This window comes from Terrisphaera buseokensis, assembly GCF_047521145.2.
Lineage (GTDB): Bacteria > Verrucomicrobiota > Verrucomicrobiia > Opitutales > Opitutaceae > ER46.
In genome coordinates this window covers 3064228-3079034 of sequence record NZ_CM134186.1, presented here as the reverse complement: position 1 = coordinate 3079034, position 14807 = coordinate 3064228, and the positions used below count along the sequence as shown (strand labels likewise).

At 63.2% G+C, this 14807-nt stretch carries 22 protein-coding genes; 12 read left to right on the top strand and 10 right to left on the bottom strand.

Translation table 11 applies throughout. The features are described from left to right. Positions 1-88: 88 nt before the first annotated feature. From ACLJEU_RS11525 to ACLJEU_RS11480, 10 genes are all read right to left on the bottom strand, one after another. Positions 89-1645: a phage portal protein family protein gene (locus ACLJEU_RS11525; protein ID WP_414664863.1), complete on the bottom strand. Its 1557-nt coding sequence runs from the start codon at positions 1643-1645 to the stop codon at positions 89-91. An 18-nt stretch (positions 1646-1663) separates the two neighbouring features. Next, on the bottom strand, positions 1664-2428 hold the full coding sequence (locus tag ACLJEU_RS11520; RefSeq protein ID WP_414664864.1) for a hypothetical protein: 765 nt from the start codon (positions 2426-2428) through the stop codon (positions 1664-1666). Beyond that, a complete protein-coding gene (locus tag ACLJEU_RS11515) occupies positions 2425-3387 on the bottom strand; it encodes a DNA-methyltransferase (protein ID WP_414664968.1) in 963 nt (320 codons plus the stop codon). Before ACLJEU_RS11515 ends, ACLJEU_RS11520 begins: the two co-directional genes overlap by 4 nt. A 50-nt stretch (positions 3388-3437) precedes the next feature. Then, the gene (locus ACLJEU_RS11510) at positions 3438-4382 is read right to left on the bottom strand and encodes a hypothetical protein (protein ID WP_414664865.1); all 945 of its coding nucleotides are present in this window, start codon (positions 4380-4382) and stop codon (positions 3438-3440) included. Positions 4383-4390: 8 nt separating this feature from the next. Then, a complete protein-coding gene (locus tag ACLJEU_RS11505; protein ID WP_414664866.1) occupies positions 4391-5098 on the bottom strand; it encodes a hypothetical protein in 708 nt (235 codons plus the stop codon). Positions 5099-5104: 6 nt separating this feature from the next. Next, positions 5105-5443, bottom strand: coding sequence for a hypothetical protein (locus ACLJEU_RS11500; protein WP_414664867.1), 339 nt, complete (start codon positions 5441-5443; stop codon positions 5105-5107). Next, complete coding sequence (locus tag ACLJEU_RS11495) at positions 5440-5733, bottom strand: hypothetical protein (RefSeq protein WP_414664868.1); 294 nt, start codon at positions 5731-5733, stop codon at positions 5440-5442. The genes ACLJEU_RS11500 and ACLJEU_RS11495 overlap by 4 nt, the downstream gene beginning before the upstream one ends. After that, positions 5720-6187 (bottom strand): hypothetical protein, encoded by a 468-nt coding sequence (locus ACLJEU_RS11490; protein WP_414664869.1) that lies wholly within the window; start codon positions 6185-6187, stop codon positions 5720-5722. Before ACLJEU_RS11490 ends, ACLJEU_RS11495 begins: the two co-directional genes overlap by 14 nt. 113 nt (positions 6188-6300) lie before the next feature. Continuing rightward, positions 6301-6876, bottom strand: a complete 576-nt coding sequence (locus tag ACLJEU_RS11485) for a hypothetical protein (protein ID WP_414664870.1) — start codon at positions 6874-6876, stop codon at positions 6301-6303. 211 nt (positions 6877-7087) lie between these two features. Then, entirely contained in the window at positions 7088-7540 is a 453-nt protein-coding gene (locus tag ACLJEU_RS11480; protein WP_457795381.1) for a helix-turn-helix domain-containing protein, read from the bottom strand. A gap of 96 nt (positions 7541-7636) precedes the next feature. Here ACLJEU_RS11480 and ACLJEU_RS11475 point away from each other — a divergent pair, with 96 nt between their 5' ends. The 12 genes from ACLJEU_RS11475 to ACLJEU_RS11420 all read left to right on the top strand — a co-directional run bounded on the left by ACLJEU_RS11475 (position 7637) and on the right by ACLJEU_RS11420 (position 14806). After that, positions 7637-7861, top strand: coding sequence for a hypothetical protein (locus ACLJEU_RS11475; RefSeq protein WP_414664872.1), 225 nt, complete (start codon positions 7637-7639; stop codon positions 7859-7861). A 213-nt stretch (positions 7862-8074) separates the two neighbouring features. Next, a complete protein-coding gene (locus ACLJEU_RS11470; RefSeq protein WP_414664873.1) occupies positions 8075-9121 on the top strand; it encodes a ParB N-terminal domain-containing protein in 1047 nt (348 codons plus the stop codon). Between the two features lie 4 nt (positions 9122-9125). Next, positions 9126-11084, top strand: a complete 1959-nt coding sequence (locus tag ACLJEU_RS11465) for a helix-turn-helix domain-containing protein (RefSeq protein WP_414664874.1) — start codon at positions 9126-9128, stop codon at positions 11082-11084. A gap of 30 nt (positions 11085-11114) precedes the next feature. After that, positions 11115-12215 carry an AAA family ATPase gene (locus tag ACLJEU_RS11460; RefSeq protein ID WP_414664875.1) on the top strand — a complete coding sequence of 367 codons (1101 nt, stop codon included), beginning with the start codon at positions 11115-11117 and terminating at the stop codon, positions 12213-12215. 6 nt (positions 12216-12221) lie between these two features. Next, positions 12222-12395 carry a hypothetical protein gene (locus ACLJEU_RS11455; protein WP_414664876.1) on the top strand — a complete coding sequence of 58 codons (174 nt, stop codon included), beginning with the start codon at positions 12222-12224 and terminating at the stop codon, positions 12393-12395. Further along, positions 12392-12778 carry a hypothetical protein gene (locus tag ACLJEU_RS11450; RefSeq protein ID WP_414664877.1) on the top strand — a complete coding sequence of 129 codons (387 nt, stop codon included), beginning with the start codon at positions 12392-12394 and terminating at the stop codon, positions 12776-12778. Before ACLJEU_RS11455 ends, ACLJEU_RS11450 begins: the two co-directional genes overlap by 4 nt. Then, the gene (locus ACLJEU_RS11445) at positions 12778-12984 is read left to right on the top strand and encodes a hypothetical protein (protein ID WP_414664878.1); all 207 of its coding nucleotides are present in this window, start codon (positions 12778-12780) and stop codon (positions 12982-12984) included. Before ACLJEU_RS11450 ends, ACLJEU_RS11445 begins: the two co-directional genes overlap by 1 nt. Before the next feature lie 15 nt (positions 12985-12999). Further along, complete coding sequence (locus tag ACLJEU_RS11440) at positions 13000-13308, top strand: hypothetical protein (protein ID WP_414664879.1); 309 nt, start codon at positions 13000-13002, stop codon at positions 13306-13308. After that, a complete protein-coding gene (locus ACLJEU_RS11435) occupies positions 13305-13505 on the top strand; it encodes a hypothetical protein (RefSeq protein ID WP_414664880.1) in 201 nt (66 codons plus the stop codon). Before ACLJEU_RS11440 ends, ACLJEU_RS11435 begins: the two co-directional genes overlap by 4 nt. A 22-nt stretch (positions 13506-13527) precedes the next feature. Continuing rightward, a complete protein-coding gene (locus ACLJEU_RS11430) occupies positions 13528-13965 on the top strand; it encodes a hypothetical protein (RefSeq protein WP_414664881.1) in 438 nt (145 codons plus the stop codon). Next, positions 13962-14228: a hypothetical protein gene (locus tag ACLJEU_RS11425; protein WP_414664882.1), complete on the top strand. Its 267-nt coding sequence runs from the start codon at positions 13962-13964 to the stop codon at positions 14226-14228. The genes ACLJEU_RS11430 and ACLJEU_RS11425 overlap by 4 nt, the downstream gene beginning before the upstream one ends. Before the next feature lie 38 nt (positions 14229-14266). Further along, entirely contained in the window at positions 14267-14806 is a 540-nt protein-coding gene (locus ACLJEU_RS11420) for a hypothetical protein (RefSeq protein WP_414664883.1), read from the top strand. Position 14807 lies beyond the last annotated feature (1 nt).

Sequence of the window (14807 nt, the reverse complement as noted above, 5' to 3'; positions counted from 1 at the left end):
CGGGTCCGCAAGGCACGGACGGCGCCGGCGAACCGGATGCGTCGGGTTGCCCGGCGCTCAATTCGTCGGACCAATCTCGCCACCCATTTCATCGCGCGTGCGCGACGCACCCATTTGCCGCCATCGCGACCAAGGCCTCCTCGATTACGCGGGCCGACTTGCCCGGCTCGAATTTCGCGCAGAACGCCAGCACATCACGGATCGCCTCCTCGGGCGTCGACGATGCCAGGATGATTCCCCGAATGGGTGCCAGCTCGCCGGGGAACGCCGCTGCCAGGTCGACCGCCGCGGCCTCCGCGATCAGGTCAACCGCGTCGTCCGCTTTTTTTTTTAGCGCCAGCGACGCGGCAGAGAACGGCAGCACGCCGCCCGGGCCGGTCGCGACCGGCGGCGGCCGCTCGGATCGGCGCAGCTGGAAGCCGACCTTCTCGCTGAGGATGACGAGCGCGCTGTCGTCGACCTCGAGGCCGGCGCCGGTCAGGGAATCCAACGTGTCGCAGATCGAGGCGATTTCCTCCGGCGACACCGATCCCCAAATGGGTACCGGCGGGCGGCCCTTGAGTCCGTTGATCTCCAGAAACTGTTTGAACAACCCATTTCGCAGCGTCTTCGCCAGGCGGCGCGCGTCGCCCATGCGTTTCTCGTCACGCTTGCTGCCCTGGGATTTCGCGGTGCCAGAACCCATGCCGGTGGCCTGGGCGTCCGAGCTGAGCGTCTCGCCGAGGATGAGCTTCGACGTCTCCCGATTGCACAGCTCGATGAACGCCTGGTAGGCCTCGCCCGAATCGCTCGCGGCCGCCTGTTTGATTTCGACCTCGGTCTCTTTGCTGATGACCAGGCCGCCGAGCTTCGTCGCCAGAGCGAAGGCTCGTTCGAGGATCGATCGGGACGCGTCGTCGTTCTGGTCGTACCGACCGACGACGAACGGCGCGCCGTAGCGGTCGAGGAAACGCGCCCACCAGTCGCGCGACATGTGGCTGAGCAGCCACCAGAAAACGAGAGAGCGCATCGGCCCGCCCCAATTGTCGGGGACGCCCTTCAGGAGATGGCCGCGGTGCATCAGGTAGCGCGCCGGCTCTGGCGCGAATCGCACCGTCGTCGGATGGCCACGATCGTCGGTTTCACGCAGCTCCATCCGTCCCTCTATATAGGTGAGCAGCTGGTACGGGACCGGCGTGAGGCTCTTCAACTCATACCGCAACCCCGGCTTCGTGCTCGGCTGGTACGTCTTTTCCACCAGCGACACCGGCCACAAAACCGAGTCGAGCAGGTGCGCGCAGGTGTCCTCCCAATCGTCGTGCTTCGTCAGCTCCAGCTTGATCAGCTCGGCGGCCGCGACGTCGTCGGCGTTGTTCTTGTCGAATGGCTGCACGCTGAGGGTGTCGCTCAACACCGCTTCCTTTCGATCTCCCAGGCGCCCCTGCAGGTGCGACCCGGTGACGAGGATATCTTGATACAGAGCGAACAACCGCTCGGTGTCCCCCTGTTCCGCGGACGTGATGATCTCGTGGACGAGATCCACGTTCAGCGTGGCCGCCAGCGACCCGGGCATCACGCGCGGATTGTAGACCGTGCGCCGCTGCAGCGGGAGAAAGTCAGCGAGGTATGCCAGCAGTGCCTTGGAGCGGTCTTTGAGAAATGACATGGTGGCGAGGGTCGAAGATTACATGGCGCGACGAGAGCCGCCGCGCTTCTCGAAACGATTGGCGAACGGGTTCAAAACCTTGCGCGAAGCGTGGCTGCCGCCGCCATAGGTGCCCACCGGACTCGCCCGTGCCTCGGCCGGCCCGCCCTTGCTGACGAGTGCGTGGAGCGCGAGTTTCTTGGCGTCGAACGTGTCGCCGTGGTTGCCGTTCTCGTCGACCTCGGCGTCGAAAGTGTCCCCAATTTTTTTCACGAGTCGCATGTCGGCGCACAACCAGTCCGCTTCGGGAATGGGACAGTACCCGTCGTCGAAGTGGTCGACCAGCTGGCTTCCGAGGTACTGCTTGTGATTCATCTTCAGGCCGCGGTACTCGGTGTTCTCGCTGTTGATGACGGGCACCACGACCACTTTGCCTGCAAAGTGCTTTCTCAGATTGGCGGCGAAGAACCGCTCGTTGCTGGCGTCGACGCAGAGTTTTCCGACGCGCAATCCATGGGGGATGCCGTTGATGATGGCCTCGAGGAGCGCGGTCGCGATCGCGGGGTCGTTCGTGCGAAAGCGCAGCATCAATCGAGTGATCGACTGAAATCCCACCTGTTGATCGAGGCAGATGGCACTCGGATTCGAAACGGTCGCCCGCGATTTGCCCTTTCCACCACCCGGTTTCTTCAGCGTCGTCGCGACGTCGAAACCGAGGCCCAGCCGCGGGTAGCGCTCGTCGATATAATGCTGCCAGCCCTTGGGCAGCACGTCCGCCACGCGAATGTCGTTGGTGCGCTTCATGACTTACGCAGCCGCGCTTCGATTAGTGGAGCGTAGTCGGGATTCAGCTCGATCAGGATCGCGTTGCGTCCGTGCTGCAGCGCCACCGCGCCGGTCGTTCCGGAGCCTCCAAACGGATCGAGCACCACCCCCCCCCGTGGACATCCAGCCAAAATGCACGGTTCAATCAGCTGCGGAGGAAACGTCGCAAAGTGTGCTCCGCGATACGCGCGCGGGGCGACAGTCCATACGCTCCGTTTATTTCGTCGCTCAACCAAGCCAGTAACCGCAGCGGAAAAAGATCGATTCTGCTTCGCTCGAATTTTGGCCGGAGACTGATGATCCGGATCTCGGTCGCGATTGATCCGGGAGTTCTGTCCGAATACCTTGGCTTTCGGATTCACTCCGCTGCCGCGTGAATGGGCTGTCCCGCTCACGGGCTCGGAAATCGAAGCCGCGTCGAAAAAGTACCGAGGCGATTTCGTCAGGAGAAAAATGTACTCGTGCGCCTTTGTGCAGCGATCGCGAACCGATTCTGGCATCGGGTTGGGTTTGTGCCAAACGATGTCCTGTCGCAGGTACCAGCCCGAATCCTGCAGCGCGAAAGCCACCCGCCACGGGATGCCCACCAGGTCTTTGGGCCGCCCGTTGCGGGCACGAAATGCGCGGTGTTCGTGTTCAGGCCGATTCGCCATATTGTATCCACCGCGACGATCATTGACGGCAGAATCTGCATGCCCACCACCCGAAAAATAGCTGTCGCCCAAATTGACCCAACACGTGCCGTCCGGCCGCAGTACGCGGAACACCTCGTCGAAGACTTCCACCATCTTGACGACAAAATCTTTTGGCGTGGGCTCGAGTCCAAGCTGACCTCCGACTCCATAGTCACGAAGGCCCCAATAGGGCGGCGATGTCACGCAGCAATGCACGCTGTCTGCGGGCAGCGCGCGCAGGTGCGCGAGTGCGTCGCCAATCAGGACGCGGCAGCTCGGCGCCGGCGCCAGAATGGATTCTGTGGCCGAGACGCTCACAACCGAATCACCTCCGTGACGTCGACCGCGACGCCCTTGTCTTTGCCGTCGGCCATCGCGCGCATGAGCGCGGGCACGCTGATCGCGGCGGTTCCACCGACGAGAAACTTCAACGCGTAGTTCCGATCCCAGCCGCGTTTGTCGAACGAGAGCGCGCGGTGCTGTTCGGGCGTGATGGGTTCGCCCGATTTCGGATGGTGCAGGCGCACGCCGGCCAGCTCGGCGTCCCATGCGTCGCAGCGGTGCACGAGGATGCCGCTCGGCGAGTCGTAGAAATTGCCCTCCGGCTTCGCGACGAACTCGTCGAGCGGCGGCTGGAAAAGCTCGAAGGAATAGTGCGAGTCGTCCGGCGGTGGCGTCGTCGCCATGCGCATGATGAACTCGGGATTCGATTCGAAGATCGGCATGACCGCCTCGAGCAAATCTTTCAGATCCGGCATGCGGCCGACCTCGTCGAGAAACACATCACCGGTCCAGCCGACGGCTGTCGCAGGATTCGGCGCGACGACGCGCGATCGACTGTACGTCGTGCGGTCGTGCCAGATTTTAGTTTCGAGTTTCTCGTGCTCGAACAGGTCGCAGATGGCGTCGAGATCGAGGCCGTCCGCGTTGCTCTCGAAGAGCTGCTCGCGTTGCTTCGCGGCCGCTCGATATTTCTCCATCACCTTCTGCCACACCTCGGCCTCTTTGCGGATGAACTCCGATCCGAGCGGGATGCTGGCAGAACAGAAAACGCAGAGGTGATTTCGCCGCTCCATCATGCGATCGAGCGCCTTGCACGCGAGCGTGAAGCTCTTCCCCATCTGCCGCCGCCAAAGCAGAAACAAGATGCGTATCACGTACCAGAATACAGCCGACTGCGGTCCGCGGAATTTGATCAGCGGTTCGATCTTGCCGCCAGGCGCGGCGGGCTTCGTCTGCGTCCTCTTGGTGGTGGCCATGACGGTTGCTACGTGGCGGCGGCCTCGGCCGGCGGGCCGGGCGGCGTGCCGAAAATCAGGAGCCGGAGCTGCTCGATCTTGATTTCCTTCTTCGCCTTGCCTTCGGCGATGTCGGCCGCCTTCCGGTTGTCGTAGAATTTCAGGAACAGCTCGCACGTCGTGCGCTCGAAGCGCGCGCGATCGAGCGCCAGTTTCTGACGATCGAGATCGAGTTTGACGTCGTTCTGCTCCAGCTTCCGACGGTTCTGCCGGACGACTTCCTTCTTCGCCTGGGCGCTCTCGAACTTCGCGAAAGCTCCGACCAGCTCGGTGTACGTCAGCGGCTTCTCCTGCAGGAGCGCCTTCTGCGCGTCGACGTTCAGAGACTCGAAGATTTCGAGGAACTGACCGCCCGTAATCGCAGCCACCCCATCGGCCGCGCCACCGTTGTTGTTTTTCGCGAGTTCGTAGCCGTAGGCCGCGAGTTCCTTCGTGCGCTCGACTTGCTCGAGTCGATCGAGCCATTCGACGAATCCGCCCTGGCGCCACTCGCTGAGATTTTGCGGCGAGATCGGCTCTTCGCGGAAGTAGTCGTCGAGCACTTTGAGCACCTCGGGCAAGGTGTGCAGCCAACCGATGATTTTCGGGCCCGGCTCATTTTCGCGCAGCCGGCGGTTGACCTCGTTGCGGATCGCGAGCGGGAGTCGCGCGATCTTGCCTGTGCGAGCTTTGGCCATGCACGGCTACGGCTTTGGAGCGGTGAGCGCACTCGCCAGTTTGTCCGCGAGACCGACCGCCTTGCTGGTCGCGTCTGCCTGCGCTTGCGTGGCGCTTTGTAGGAGCCCCTGACTGCTGGCGTGCAGGTTGTCGGCCGAGAGTTTGAACGTCTTCGTCGCGGGATCGTAGAAGATCACCAGGTTGGTCGCCTCGTACTCCTTCGGCAACGTGAGCGAGAGCTTTTCGCCGGTGGGCGCTGAGGCCTCAATCTTCGTGGAGGCGCTGCCGATGAGCGCGCTCGCGCAGCCGGAGAGAACGAGAAGCACTGCGACGGAGGCGGCGGCAATGATGGCGCGGAGTTTCATGGCGCGAAGGTGGCGCCGCGTTCGTGCGCGAGGACGCCGGCGGCGGTGGCTTGGTAGTGACGAGTCGCGCCGAGCGCGTCGGGAATTTCCCGCGCGAGGCTGGCGCTGACCAGGAAGACGAGCGCGGCCTGGACGTCCGCGTCAGTGAAATCGTGTTCATGCCCGTCGTTGAGCCGGCGGCGAACCGTCTTCGGATGGTGCGCGACAGCTTGCCGCTCCGCGAGGAAGCGAAGTGTCTCCCGCCGGCATTCTTCCCGGCGCTCCTGGGCAATGGCGTCAGGATTGGGCATGCTTCACCGCTTCCCGCAACCCACCGATTTCACCCGAGATATCGAGGAAGAGCTTCTGCATCGTGTCGCGCATCGCGTCGAGTTTGTCGCCCAACGCTCCGTTCTCAGAATCGATCCGGCTGAAAATTTCCCGCGACAGCTCCATCGAGTATTTCCGCTGCCCGGCAATTTCGCGATCCACCTGGGCGCGCAGCTCGCGCGCATTGTTTTCGAGGCTCTGAATCTGAATCGCGTGGCCGGCGTGGAGTTCGCGTGAGGTCTCCAGTTTTTCGACCGCCTTCATCAAAGCATCGATCGATCCGACCAATCGCTGCAGGTCGACGTCGACGGATGGCTTGCGCCGGAAGTTGGCCATCACGCTCAGGATTAGCGCGACGAGAGTGCCAAACGCGTAGAGGCCAGCCTGCCAGTCGGCAGACACGGGTTCGAATTGGGCGAGGAGCGCGGGAAGCATCCGCGCCAGTTAATCAAACCTTGGGCCCAATCCGCCATCGGCCGTGGGGCGCGTGGGGAGAATGGCGCGGGGAATGGTTTGATCTAGCGGTCGGGATCGGGAGCAAACTGGATTCAGAATTTCACCGCGGACTTTTCTTCGTTTCTCCGCTTCCACTCCATTAGGAATTTGGTGCCCGATTTGGAGTAGACTTGGATCTTGGATTCGATTTTCGAAATTATGGCGATGGCTTGATCATCGGATCGCATCTGGGCGCCAACCAGCATTGGATTCAGATTCAACCCAGTAGACCCGAATGGGTAGATGCTATCGCCGATCGAGACATCAAGTGTGCGCCAAGTCTGTTGATCCCCCAGATGAGATTTCAGAAATTTTTCGCGCTGCGTCGCCGTGATTTTTTCAAACGGTTTCGTCGGCGCCAAAGTCTCCATGACTGAGATGCCGCGGTTATCAAACATCACCGTAAAAAGCAGATCGTTGAGTCTCCATGCGGCCAGATGCGGATCCCCGTCATCAGCGCCGATGGGTTGACCGAAGCGCTTGATAATTTCCGCCCTTGCTTCGCCGATCCGCGCTTCTGCAAGCACCGGCAGCGAAAGGGCCGCGAAAAGAAACAATAGAGTGTTCTTCACGCGCAAAACACTGAGCTCAGAACCACGCTCCAGGGAAATCATGCCGAGCTTTTTCATACGCATTTTCACCGATGATTTACGCGTCGTGGATTTGGTAGAGTGTGGCGGTGGAGCGCCCCGTTCCCTTCCCGGATACTCCATTGGCCCGACTGCGGCGTCAATTGCACACCTGCAAGACCAAGGCCCAAGCACTGCGGCTCGCGTTCAAACTGATGCTTAGCGTAGAACGGACGGCCGAAGGAAAACCGTGCGATTTCTGCCAGCTCGATCAGCGGCCGGCACCCAACTGCGTCTTGCCCGAGGAACGCTGACGCTGTAGGTCAGCCTTTTGCTTTCGCGCGTCTTCTTCGAGGACCTCCCGCATCACCTGCTCGTGAATGTCCCAGTGATCAGGGATGTCCAAATGCTTCAAGACCTGTTCCCGAATCCATCCCATTCGGGCAACATCGCCGCGCGCTGCCGTGATCACATCCTCCACCACTCGGCGAATTTCTCGCTCTAGCATTGGCTCACTGGCGCTCCCGCTCTGGTGATCTCCATCGGTGGTGGCATCAAACGACGGAGCGGGTGAAAGCCCGCCGGCTCGTTCCGCCTGCTCTAATTTTTTCCACGCCTTGACCGAAATCGGATTCTTTCCGGAGCGGTAGGCGAAGAGCATTGCCGTCGAAATACCAATCCGCTCCCCAAGTTCTCGCAGGGGAAGTCCGATCTTTTCGGCCAAACGATCGACTCGTTCCGAAAACTCTCTGATGTTCTGATTTTGCGCTTGCAACGTTCTGATTTTGTTCCGACGTTTTACATGTTACGCGCAACGTGCATGAAAACGAAAGCCAATAAACCGAAGGGTGGTAGTTCCCGCCTCGCAGCCTCGAATGTGTCCGGGCGGGGCGAAACCCAGTTCCCTGGCATTCTCGCCGACGCGAAGGCGCTCGACGTCTCGCGCGTGCACCTGTGGCTGGTGCTCACCGGCCGGCGCAAGAGCGCGCGGCTCGCGGCGCGTTACGAGCAACTGAAGCGCGATGCGACGGAGACCGCGAAATGACTACTCACGAGATCGATCTACTCGTGGCGCGTTGGCGTCGCCTGCCCATGCCGCGCCAGCTCTCGGCCGTCGAGTTTTTGTTCGGTTACATCGGCGCCGGTGCGCCGCTCGGCGTGACCGCTTTTATGGCGTTAGAGGCGTTTCGCGATCAGGTCGAGTTGATGGAGGTCCGAGCAGGATTTGCCGCAGCACCGACACCTCTCCCTGCAGGCGATGCACGACGCGGTCGTGGTCAGAATAAGTCCGCCCGAGCGATTCCTCCAGCGCTTTCACCCGGTGCTCCAGCACCGCGCAGCGTTCCCGCAAAGCAGCCAGCTCGGAAGTCACGTCGCTCATTGCCGCGAGCCTGAGACCCCACCCATTTCCATGCAAGTACCCGAAGTCTTTTTCGTAAACCCGAACTCCCTCGTCGCGCACCCGCTGCTCGCCACGATCCCGATGCTCGACGAAGCGTCGCCCGAATTTCAGGCGATGAAGGCGAGCATCGCAGACCGCGGGGTCGACTACCCGGTGATCATCGATGAGGACGATCGCATCCTCGACGGCCGAAACCGCGCGCGTGCCGCGGCGAAAGTCGGCGCTGAGCTGCCGGCCGTGAAGCGCAGCAGCCGCGAGGCGACCGAGATCATCCTCAGCGCCATCCTGAATCGCCGGCATTTGCCGAAGGGGGCGCTGGCGTACCTCACCGTTCCGCTGTTTCAACCCGCTGTCGAAGCCGGCCGGCAACGGAGGCTTTCCCACCTCCAAACTCCACAAGTTGTTGGTAATCTCCGTGAGCCGACCCAATCGGCTCACGGGACGGCTATCGGAAAGACCGTTGAACAGCTCGCCGAAGAAATGGGTTTTTCAAAAGACCTGTACGAGCAGGCGGTCAAGGTCCGGAAGCTGTTCGAATCAACCGCGGTCAAGACCTGGCACGACGGCGCGCGCGTCGTCGAATGCAGCTTCCGCTCGTGGTTCGAGCCGAAGATTCTTTCCGGAGAGATCGGTTTGGGCGGCGTCATCCAGGCGATCGCCGGCAAGGAGTCGACTGAGGGCAAGACTCCCGAGAAGCGCGATCTGCCGACGCTGTTCGCTCGCGCGCTCGGCGATCTCAAATCCCGTTTCGCCCGCTGGGAATCGATCGCGCCGGACCAGCGCCGCGTTCTGGCGTCGGACTTCGCGAACGAAGCGGCCACCTGGCCGGAAGACGTGAGGCAAAAAATCCTCGCGGCCCTGGAGAAAGCGGCGGTGCACAAGACCGTCAAGCCCGGCTACTGAGCGCATGAGCACCGAGCATCAAGTCGCCGAGGAGAGCCGCCGGATCGCCATTGTGCAGGCCGCGCAAGCGATGCTGGCCGAAGGCCGCAGCCAGTCCGCGATCGCCGCGATGCTGGGCGTGACCGCGCCCTCGCTCTCCCGGTACCTGAAGCTCGTGAAACTGGGCGGGCTCGCCGCTCTCCGGCCGGAGACCACCAACGCCGGGCGCCGGCCGCTCGCACGCCTCACCGCCGACGAGGAAAAGGCCGTGCAGAGAATGGCTCTGCAGATCGACCCGCACGACCCGAAGAAAACGAAGCAACTCTCGGTCTCGCTGGCTCTGCGCCTCTACGCCCGCTCGCCGGACTGCCGCTCCGATCTCGCCGACGCCATCCTGAAGTCGCGCTCGAGCAAGCACACGCTCACGCCGACCCTGCGTCGCCAGGCACGCGTCACGCAAAGCTCCCGGCTGCTCAACGCCGGGCCCGAGGCGTTCAACCTGCACGGCATCGTCACGCCGCGCGACCTCACGTTCATCGATTTCGACGGCTCCGAGAAGCCGATCTTTCCCGGCTTGCTGATCGAGGGCGACGACATGACGGCCAACGAGCCTTGCTGGGTGCCGTGGGATGATTCGGCGGATCCGTGCGCGGCAAAGTACGGCGTGCGCCTCGTGCGCCCGCAGACGATCTTCTGGCTCGATGTGGGCAGCGCGCGCTTCGTCGGCTACTCCACGATTCTGCGTTACAACGACGCGTACCGCGCGAGCGATCTGCTGTGGAGCATGTCGCACCTGTTCCACTCCGTAGGCGCGCCGCGGTATCTGCGATTGGAATACGGCACCTGGGATGCCGACCTGATCAACCGGCTGGATAGCGTCCACCAGTTTTGCCACATCCACCGGGCCACGAGTGCGAAGACGAAGTTCATCGAGAACCGCTTCAATCAGCTCCAGAAATATCTCGCGTTGGGTGGAGTGAGCATGGGCCGTTTCCGCGGCGTCAAGGAAGAGGAAAACGACCAGTGGTTGCGGTGCCGCAAAGGCATCATCGATCCGCGGCCGCTCTTCCCGTCACTGGAAACACATACCGCGCGGACCGACGCGGCGCTGATCGCGTTCAACAGCGAGCCGGTGGAGGGCGAGGTCTACGGTCGGGCCAACGCGCAGCGTTTCCACAACCGCCGCGCATGGGTGCCGGACGAATTGTGGTCGATCCACACGGCCGCGCATCCCATGAAAAAACCCACCGTCGAGGAGAGCTACCGTCTGCTGCCCGTGCAAGCCGAGGTGGCGGTGCGCGGCGGTCACGTCGCCGTGAAGAGCGCGGAGCACGGCGGCATTTTCTACTTCTATCACGACGCCTTCGCGCGCCTGGGCGATGGCTACAAGGTCACCGTCTGCTGCGATCCGGCGCAGCCCGAGCTGGGCGCGGCGGTCCTCAACCGCGAACTCGGTGCGCGCAGCGCCGTCAACCCGAGCGCCGCGGTCGCCGGTCGGCCGTACGGAGCCGTCGATCTCATCTGCGTCGCCGAGGCCGTCGACCGCGTGCCGCAGTTTTCCGCTACGCGCGAGTGGGACGACCGCGAGAGCTTCGAGCGGCGCAAGCGGTACCGTGAGCAGTGCCGGTTGCAGTACCGTGCCATCATGCCGTTTGGACGCGGCCAGACCAGCGCCGCGAAAGTCGCCGAGCACCGCGACGGCCGGGGCAACGTGGCCGTCGCCGAGGCCGGTACGCCCCGCAGTTCCGGTCTCTCAGCTCTCAACTCTCAGCCCTCAACTGCGGAGGTGCAGCGCCCGCTCAGCCCCGCGATCGCGGAACGCGCGCGGCGCGAGGGCACCCGGGACCTGGTGAAGGCGGCCGGCTCCACCTTGACCGGCGAGGAGATCGTGGCGGCCTGCGCCGCCGAAGCCGACGACACGCACGGAGAATCGGTCACCGCGCCCAGCATGGACGAAATCGCCGACATCCTGCGGAGCGGCTGACGCCCCTCTGACTTTTCACCCGAGGACAAAATGAAGAACATCCTGCAAGAACCGCCGGTGGGTCGCACCACCGAAGCCGAGGCCGCCTCGGCGCACGCGCGCATCAATGTGCCGCTCAACCTGGAGAACTGGCGTCACCTGGACGCCGAAGTTTCCGACCGCCTGATCTGGTTTCACCAGCACCTGCTCGACGAGGGCATGGGCTGGGAGTCCGCCGGCCAGGCGCTCGGATACGAAGACGCCGCGGAAGCCCAACGCGTCATCTTCGCTGCGCTCAAGGGTACGCTCCCGATCTATGACGACATCGTCGAGCGCATCGAAGGGTACCGCAAAATCGTGCGGGAGCGGAACGGCATCATCCGGACCGAGTTCGTCGAGACGCCGATCTCCCAGCTGATCTGGGCGGGGCTCGACTACGCCGTGGCCAACAATTCGATCACGTTGATCGAGGGCGACAGCGGCCACGGCAAGACGATCACGACCGACGTCTGGGCCAAGATGGACCGGAACAACCACGGCAAGACCGTGCGGGTCGAGGCCAACGCGGTCGGGGGCACGCGCGTGTTCCTCGGCGAAATCTGCAAGGCCGTGGGTGCGAACAAAAATCTCGGCATCGGGCAGATGCGTGACGCGATCTTTCGCGCGTTCAATCCGCACCGGATGCTCATCGTCGACGAGGCCGCGCGGCTCCTGCCCAAGGACACGCGCACGACGCCGGAGAAAGTGGAGTTCCTGCGCGAGCTGCACGACCGCCGCGGCTGCGCGCTCGCTCTCATCGCGACCAGCCGGCTCGAGGACGAGCTCAACAAGAGCGGGTATCTTTTCGAGCAGGTGCTCGGTCGCATCGGCATGCCGATCCGCCTGCCGCGCGTCCTGGGTGAACCGCACATCCGCCCGATCGTTGTCCAGTATTTCACGCGTCCGAGCGCCAAGGTGCTCACCGCGTGCGAGCAGCTCGCGAACAACAAAATGCCGCGCCAGCAGGGACGGCTCCGCCTGCTGTCGCAGGTGCTGCGGCTCGCGAGCCGCATCGCGTCGAAGAAGAAGACGCGCCTGGCCGAGGTGCACTTCTTCGAGGCGATGGCGATGCGCGAGCAAATGATGGGCGAGGTTTTTCGGAAGGAGACGTGACGAAACATGAACTTCGAAACATCCAGTTTCTTGATCGGCCTGATCGCGGGAATCGTGCTCGTCTTGGTCGTGCTGCGGCTGGTCGTGACCCTGTCCGCCCTGCCCATGTTCGAGCGTTTTATGGATCGCGCGCTCGAAGAGGCCATTCGGCGCGAAACCGATGAGGATGCGAAGAAATGAGCGACGCCCTCGAAATCACCGAGGCCGCGGTCTGCACGGACCGTATTGCCGAGCACCAGCGCGCGCAGCACCTGAACGACGCGTCGCTGGTGCGAGCGTTCCCCGCGCTTGGCAGCGCGCGCTCGTGGCGCCGGCTCGCGGCGCACGATTGGGGGGCCATGCCACTGGACGTGTGGCTGCCGAAACTCCAGGCGGTGGTCGCTCAGCTGGACGGCACTCCGCCCGCCGGTCGCGTCGCCATAGCCGAAGGAGCGCCGACCGCGTTCGTCACGCGGCACCTGACGGAAGCTGATCGTTGCCGGCGGGAGAACAGCACCTCGCTCGCGCGCAGCCACTGCCGGGCCGCGCGCCAGGCAATCGAAGACTTTCAGCGTTCCCTCTGATGAACTCCCAACCCGCCACCGTCCTGGTCGTGAAGACCGCCGGGCGTTTCCACGCCACGGTCGGCATCTCCGCCGCGTGGGGCGACTACGCCACGATCGCGGCGCGCGACGCGGCCGCTCTGCACTTCGGCGTTCCTGCCGAAAAAATCTCCGTTGAGCCCGTGAACGCAACGCTCACGGCCGCCGTGATCCCGCAACCCCGTTGACCCCACACTTCGCCCATGATCGCTCAACTGAATCGCCCCCTCGCCGCGCCGGCCGCGCAGCCCACGCCACCTTCGAGCTGGCTCCGCCGTTTCGTCGACAGCCTGTTTCCGGAAGTCGGCGGGGAGATCGAGGTCTGCATTCGCGAGAATAGTCGCGGCGGTTTTTCCATCTATCCCGCCAACGAGGCAGCGCTTGCGTTGTTCGCGCCGCCACCGGGTCTGCCGCCTGAGGATTTTGCCGAGGCCGGTAATTTCGGCACGTACGCGGACGCGTACAAGCGTGCGCATCGGGACAACTGCTGGACGGTCGTCGAATCCTCGTGAGCAATTCTCCGACAGCACCCTCGAAAAAGGCGCCGGCTTCACAGCCGTGCGTGTGCTGCCGCGAGCGCAAACACGACGGCATCCCGGATGCCGACCTGGACGGCTACGTCTGCCGCCCGTGCAAGTATTTCCTCCGGGCGACCGAGGCGGCGCTCGCGAAGGAAGGCATCACGGGCTGCGTGCCCGAGCCCAGATAGTTTTCCGTTTCCCCCATCCACCATGGCCAAAATCGAAGTCAACAAAGTCGCCGAGATTCTGAAGAAGAACGAACTCCCTCCCGCGGTGCTCCGCCGTGTCGTCGAAGAAATGAACCTCGCGGTCCAACCCGATCCGGGCGACGCAGAGGCGCCGCCCGCCGTCAAGAAACAGTTCGTCGTGCTGCTCAGCGATCCCGAGGACAGGATGCCGAAGCACGACTTCGTCGCCTGGGTCCTGCAGATTCCGGAGACCGAGAGCGTCGCTACGACTCAGGACCGCATCAATCGCGCGGCCTACGATTTCAACACGACCAAGAAAGGCCGGCTGCTGCCCGTGAGAACCCACGGTGATGCCATCGAGAACATTCCCGCGAAGGCGTTCAAGGAATCGGACGTCTGGGTGAAGACGAAGACGCCCGTGCTCGTGCTCCGCACCGACAACGAAATTCCCCGCGAATGAAATACGTGGCTCTCCAACCTGCCGCCGGAGGTACAATCGAATACCGGCTGGGCCTGCTCACGACCCACGCCGACATGGCCGCTCCGCTGTTGGAGCGCGGCTATCGCGTGGTCAGCGCCGGGTTCGTCCGGTGCCTGGGTGGCGATCGCTTCGAAACCTTCGGCTACAGCACGTCGCTCAACGCGACGCCGCACGCCGACGACGCACGCGTCATCTCCGCGCTGCACATGGCGGTCCTCAAAATGGCGCCCGTGCCCATCTAGGCCACTCGAACTCTCCCGCTCAAAAATCCATCCGCATCATGCCCATCGAAATTTCCACTCTCACCGAAATCGAGGTTCACGCGAAGACGTTTTCCTCCGCGCGTGAGCTACTCTCCACGCGCGTCGCCACGCTGCAGGAACAGCTCGCGACCGTGCGCAATCGACTTCTCCCCGGCATCAAGAGTGCGGTGGCCGCGGCGAAGGATGCCGAGTCGGTGCTCGAGCAGGCGGTCAGCAACTCGCGGCATCTATTCGTCGATCCGCGCACGATCACAGCCCACGGAATCAAGGTCGGCATCGTGAAGGGAAAAGGAAAGGTCGAGTGGACCGACGTGAAACGCGTCGTCGAGCTGATCGAGAAGCACTTTCCGGCGCAGAAAGACGTGCTCGTGAAGACGACGAAGAAGCCGATCAAGAAAGCGCTGCAGGCGCTCACGGTCGGTGACTTGAAACGTATCGGGTGCACCACCACGGCGGCCGGCGATGTCGTCGTGATCAAACCGGTGGACGATGAAGTCGACAAACTCGTCGCCGCGCTGCTCGACGAGGGATCGGTGGACGACGAGAGCGAGGAGTGAT

What these genes read in the sequence shown, in the direction of transcription:
- ACLJEU_RS11525 (WP_414664863.1), bottom strand. Translation starts at nt 1,645, where the DNA reads ATGTCATTTCTCAAAGACCGCTCCAAGGCACTGCTGGCATACCTCGCT.
- ACLJEU_RS11520 (WP_414664864.1), bottom strand. Translation starts at nt 2,428, where the DNA reads ATGAAGCGCACCAACGACATTCGCGTGGCGGACGTGCTGCCCAAGGGC.
- ACLJEU_RS11510 (WP_414664865.1), bottom strand. Translation starts at nt 4,382, where the DNA reads ATGGCCACCACCAAGAGGACGCAGACGAAGCCCGCCGCGCCTGGCGGC.
- ACLJEU_RS11505 (WP_414664866.1), bottom strand. Translation starts at nt 5,098, where the DNA reads ATGGCCAAAGCTCGCACAGGCAAGATCGCGCGACTCCCGCTCGCGATC.
- ACLJEU_RS11500 (WP_414664867.1), bottom strand. Translation starts at nt 5,443, where the DNA reads ATGAAACTCCGCGCCATCATTGCCGCCGCCTCCGTCGCAGTGCTTCTC.
- ACLJEU_RS11495 (WP_414664868.1), bottom strand. Translation starts at nt 5,733, where the DNA reads ATGCCCAATCCTGACGCCATTGCCCAGGAGCGCCGGGAAGAATGCCGG.
- ACLJEU_RS11490 (WP_414664869.1), bottom strand. Translation starts at nt 6,187, where the DNA reads ATGCTTCCCGCGCTCCTCGCCCAATTCGAACCCGTGTCTGCCGACTGG.
- ACLJEU_RS11485 (WP_414664870.1), bottom strand. Translation starts at nt 6,876, where the DNA reads ATGAAAAAGCTCGGCATGATTTCCCTGGAGCGTGGTTCTGAGCTCAGT.
- ACLJEU_RS11475 (WP_414664872.1), top strand. Translation starts at nt 7,637, where the DNA reads ATGAAAACGAAAGCCAATAAACCGAAGGGTGGTAGTTCCCGCCTCGCA.
- ACLJEU_RS11470 (WP_414664873.1), top strand. Translation starts at nt 8,075, where the DNA reads ATGCACGACGCGGTCGTGGTCAGAATAAGTCCGCCCGAGCGATTCCTC.
- ACLJEU_RS11465 (WP_414664874.1), top strand. Translation starts at nt 9,126, where the DNA reads ATGAGCACCGAGCATCAAGTCGCCGAGGAGAGCCGCCGGATCGCCATT.
- ACLJEU_RS11460 (WP_414664875.1), top strand. Translation starts at nt 11,115, where the DNA reads ATGAAGAACATCCTGCAAGAACCGCCGGTGGGTCGCACCACCGAAGCC.
- ACLJEU_RS11455 (WP_414664876.1), top strand. Translation starts at nt 12,222, where the DNA reads ATGAACTTCGAAACATCCAGTTTCTTGATCGGCCTGATCGCGGGAATC.
- ACLJEU_RS11450 (WP_414664877.1), top strand. Translation starts at nt 12,392, where the DNA reads ATGAGCGACGCCCTCGAAATCACCGAGGCCGCGGTCTGCACGGACCGT.
- ACLJEU_RS11445 (WP_414664878.1), top strand. Translation starts at nt 12,778, where the DNA reads ATGAACTCCCAACCCGCCACCGTCCTGGTCGTGAAGACCGCCGGGCGT.
- ACLJEU_RS11440 (WP_414664879.1), top strand. Translation starts at nt 13,000, where the DNA reads ATGATCGCTCAACTGAATCGCCCCCTCGCCGCGCCGGCCGCGCAGCCC.
- ACLJEU_RS11430 (WP_414664881.1), top strand. Translation starts at nt 13,528, where the DNA reads ATGGCCAAAATCGAAGTCAACAAAGTCGCCGAGATTCTGAAGAAGAAC.
- ACLJEU_RS11425 (WP_414664882.1), top strand. Translation starts at nt 13,962, where the DNA reads ATGAAATACGTGGCTCTCCAACCTGCCGCCGGAGGTACAATCGAATAC.
- ACLJEU_RS11420 (WP_414664883.1), top strand. Translation starts at nt 14,267, where the DNA reads ATGCCCATCGAAATTTCCACTCTCACCGAAATCGAGGTTCACGCGAAG.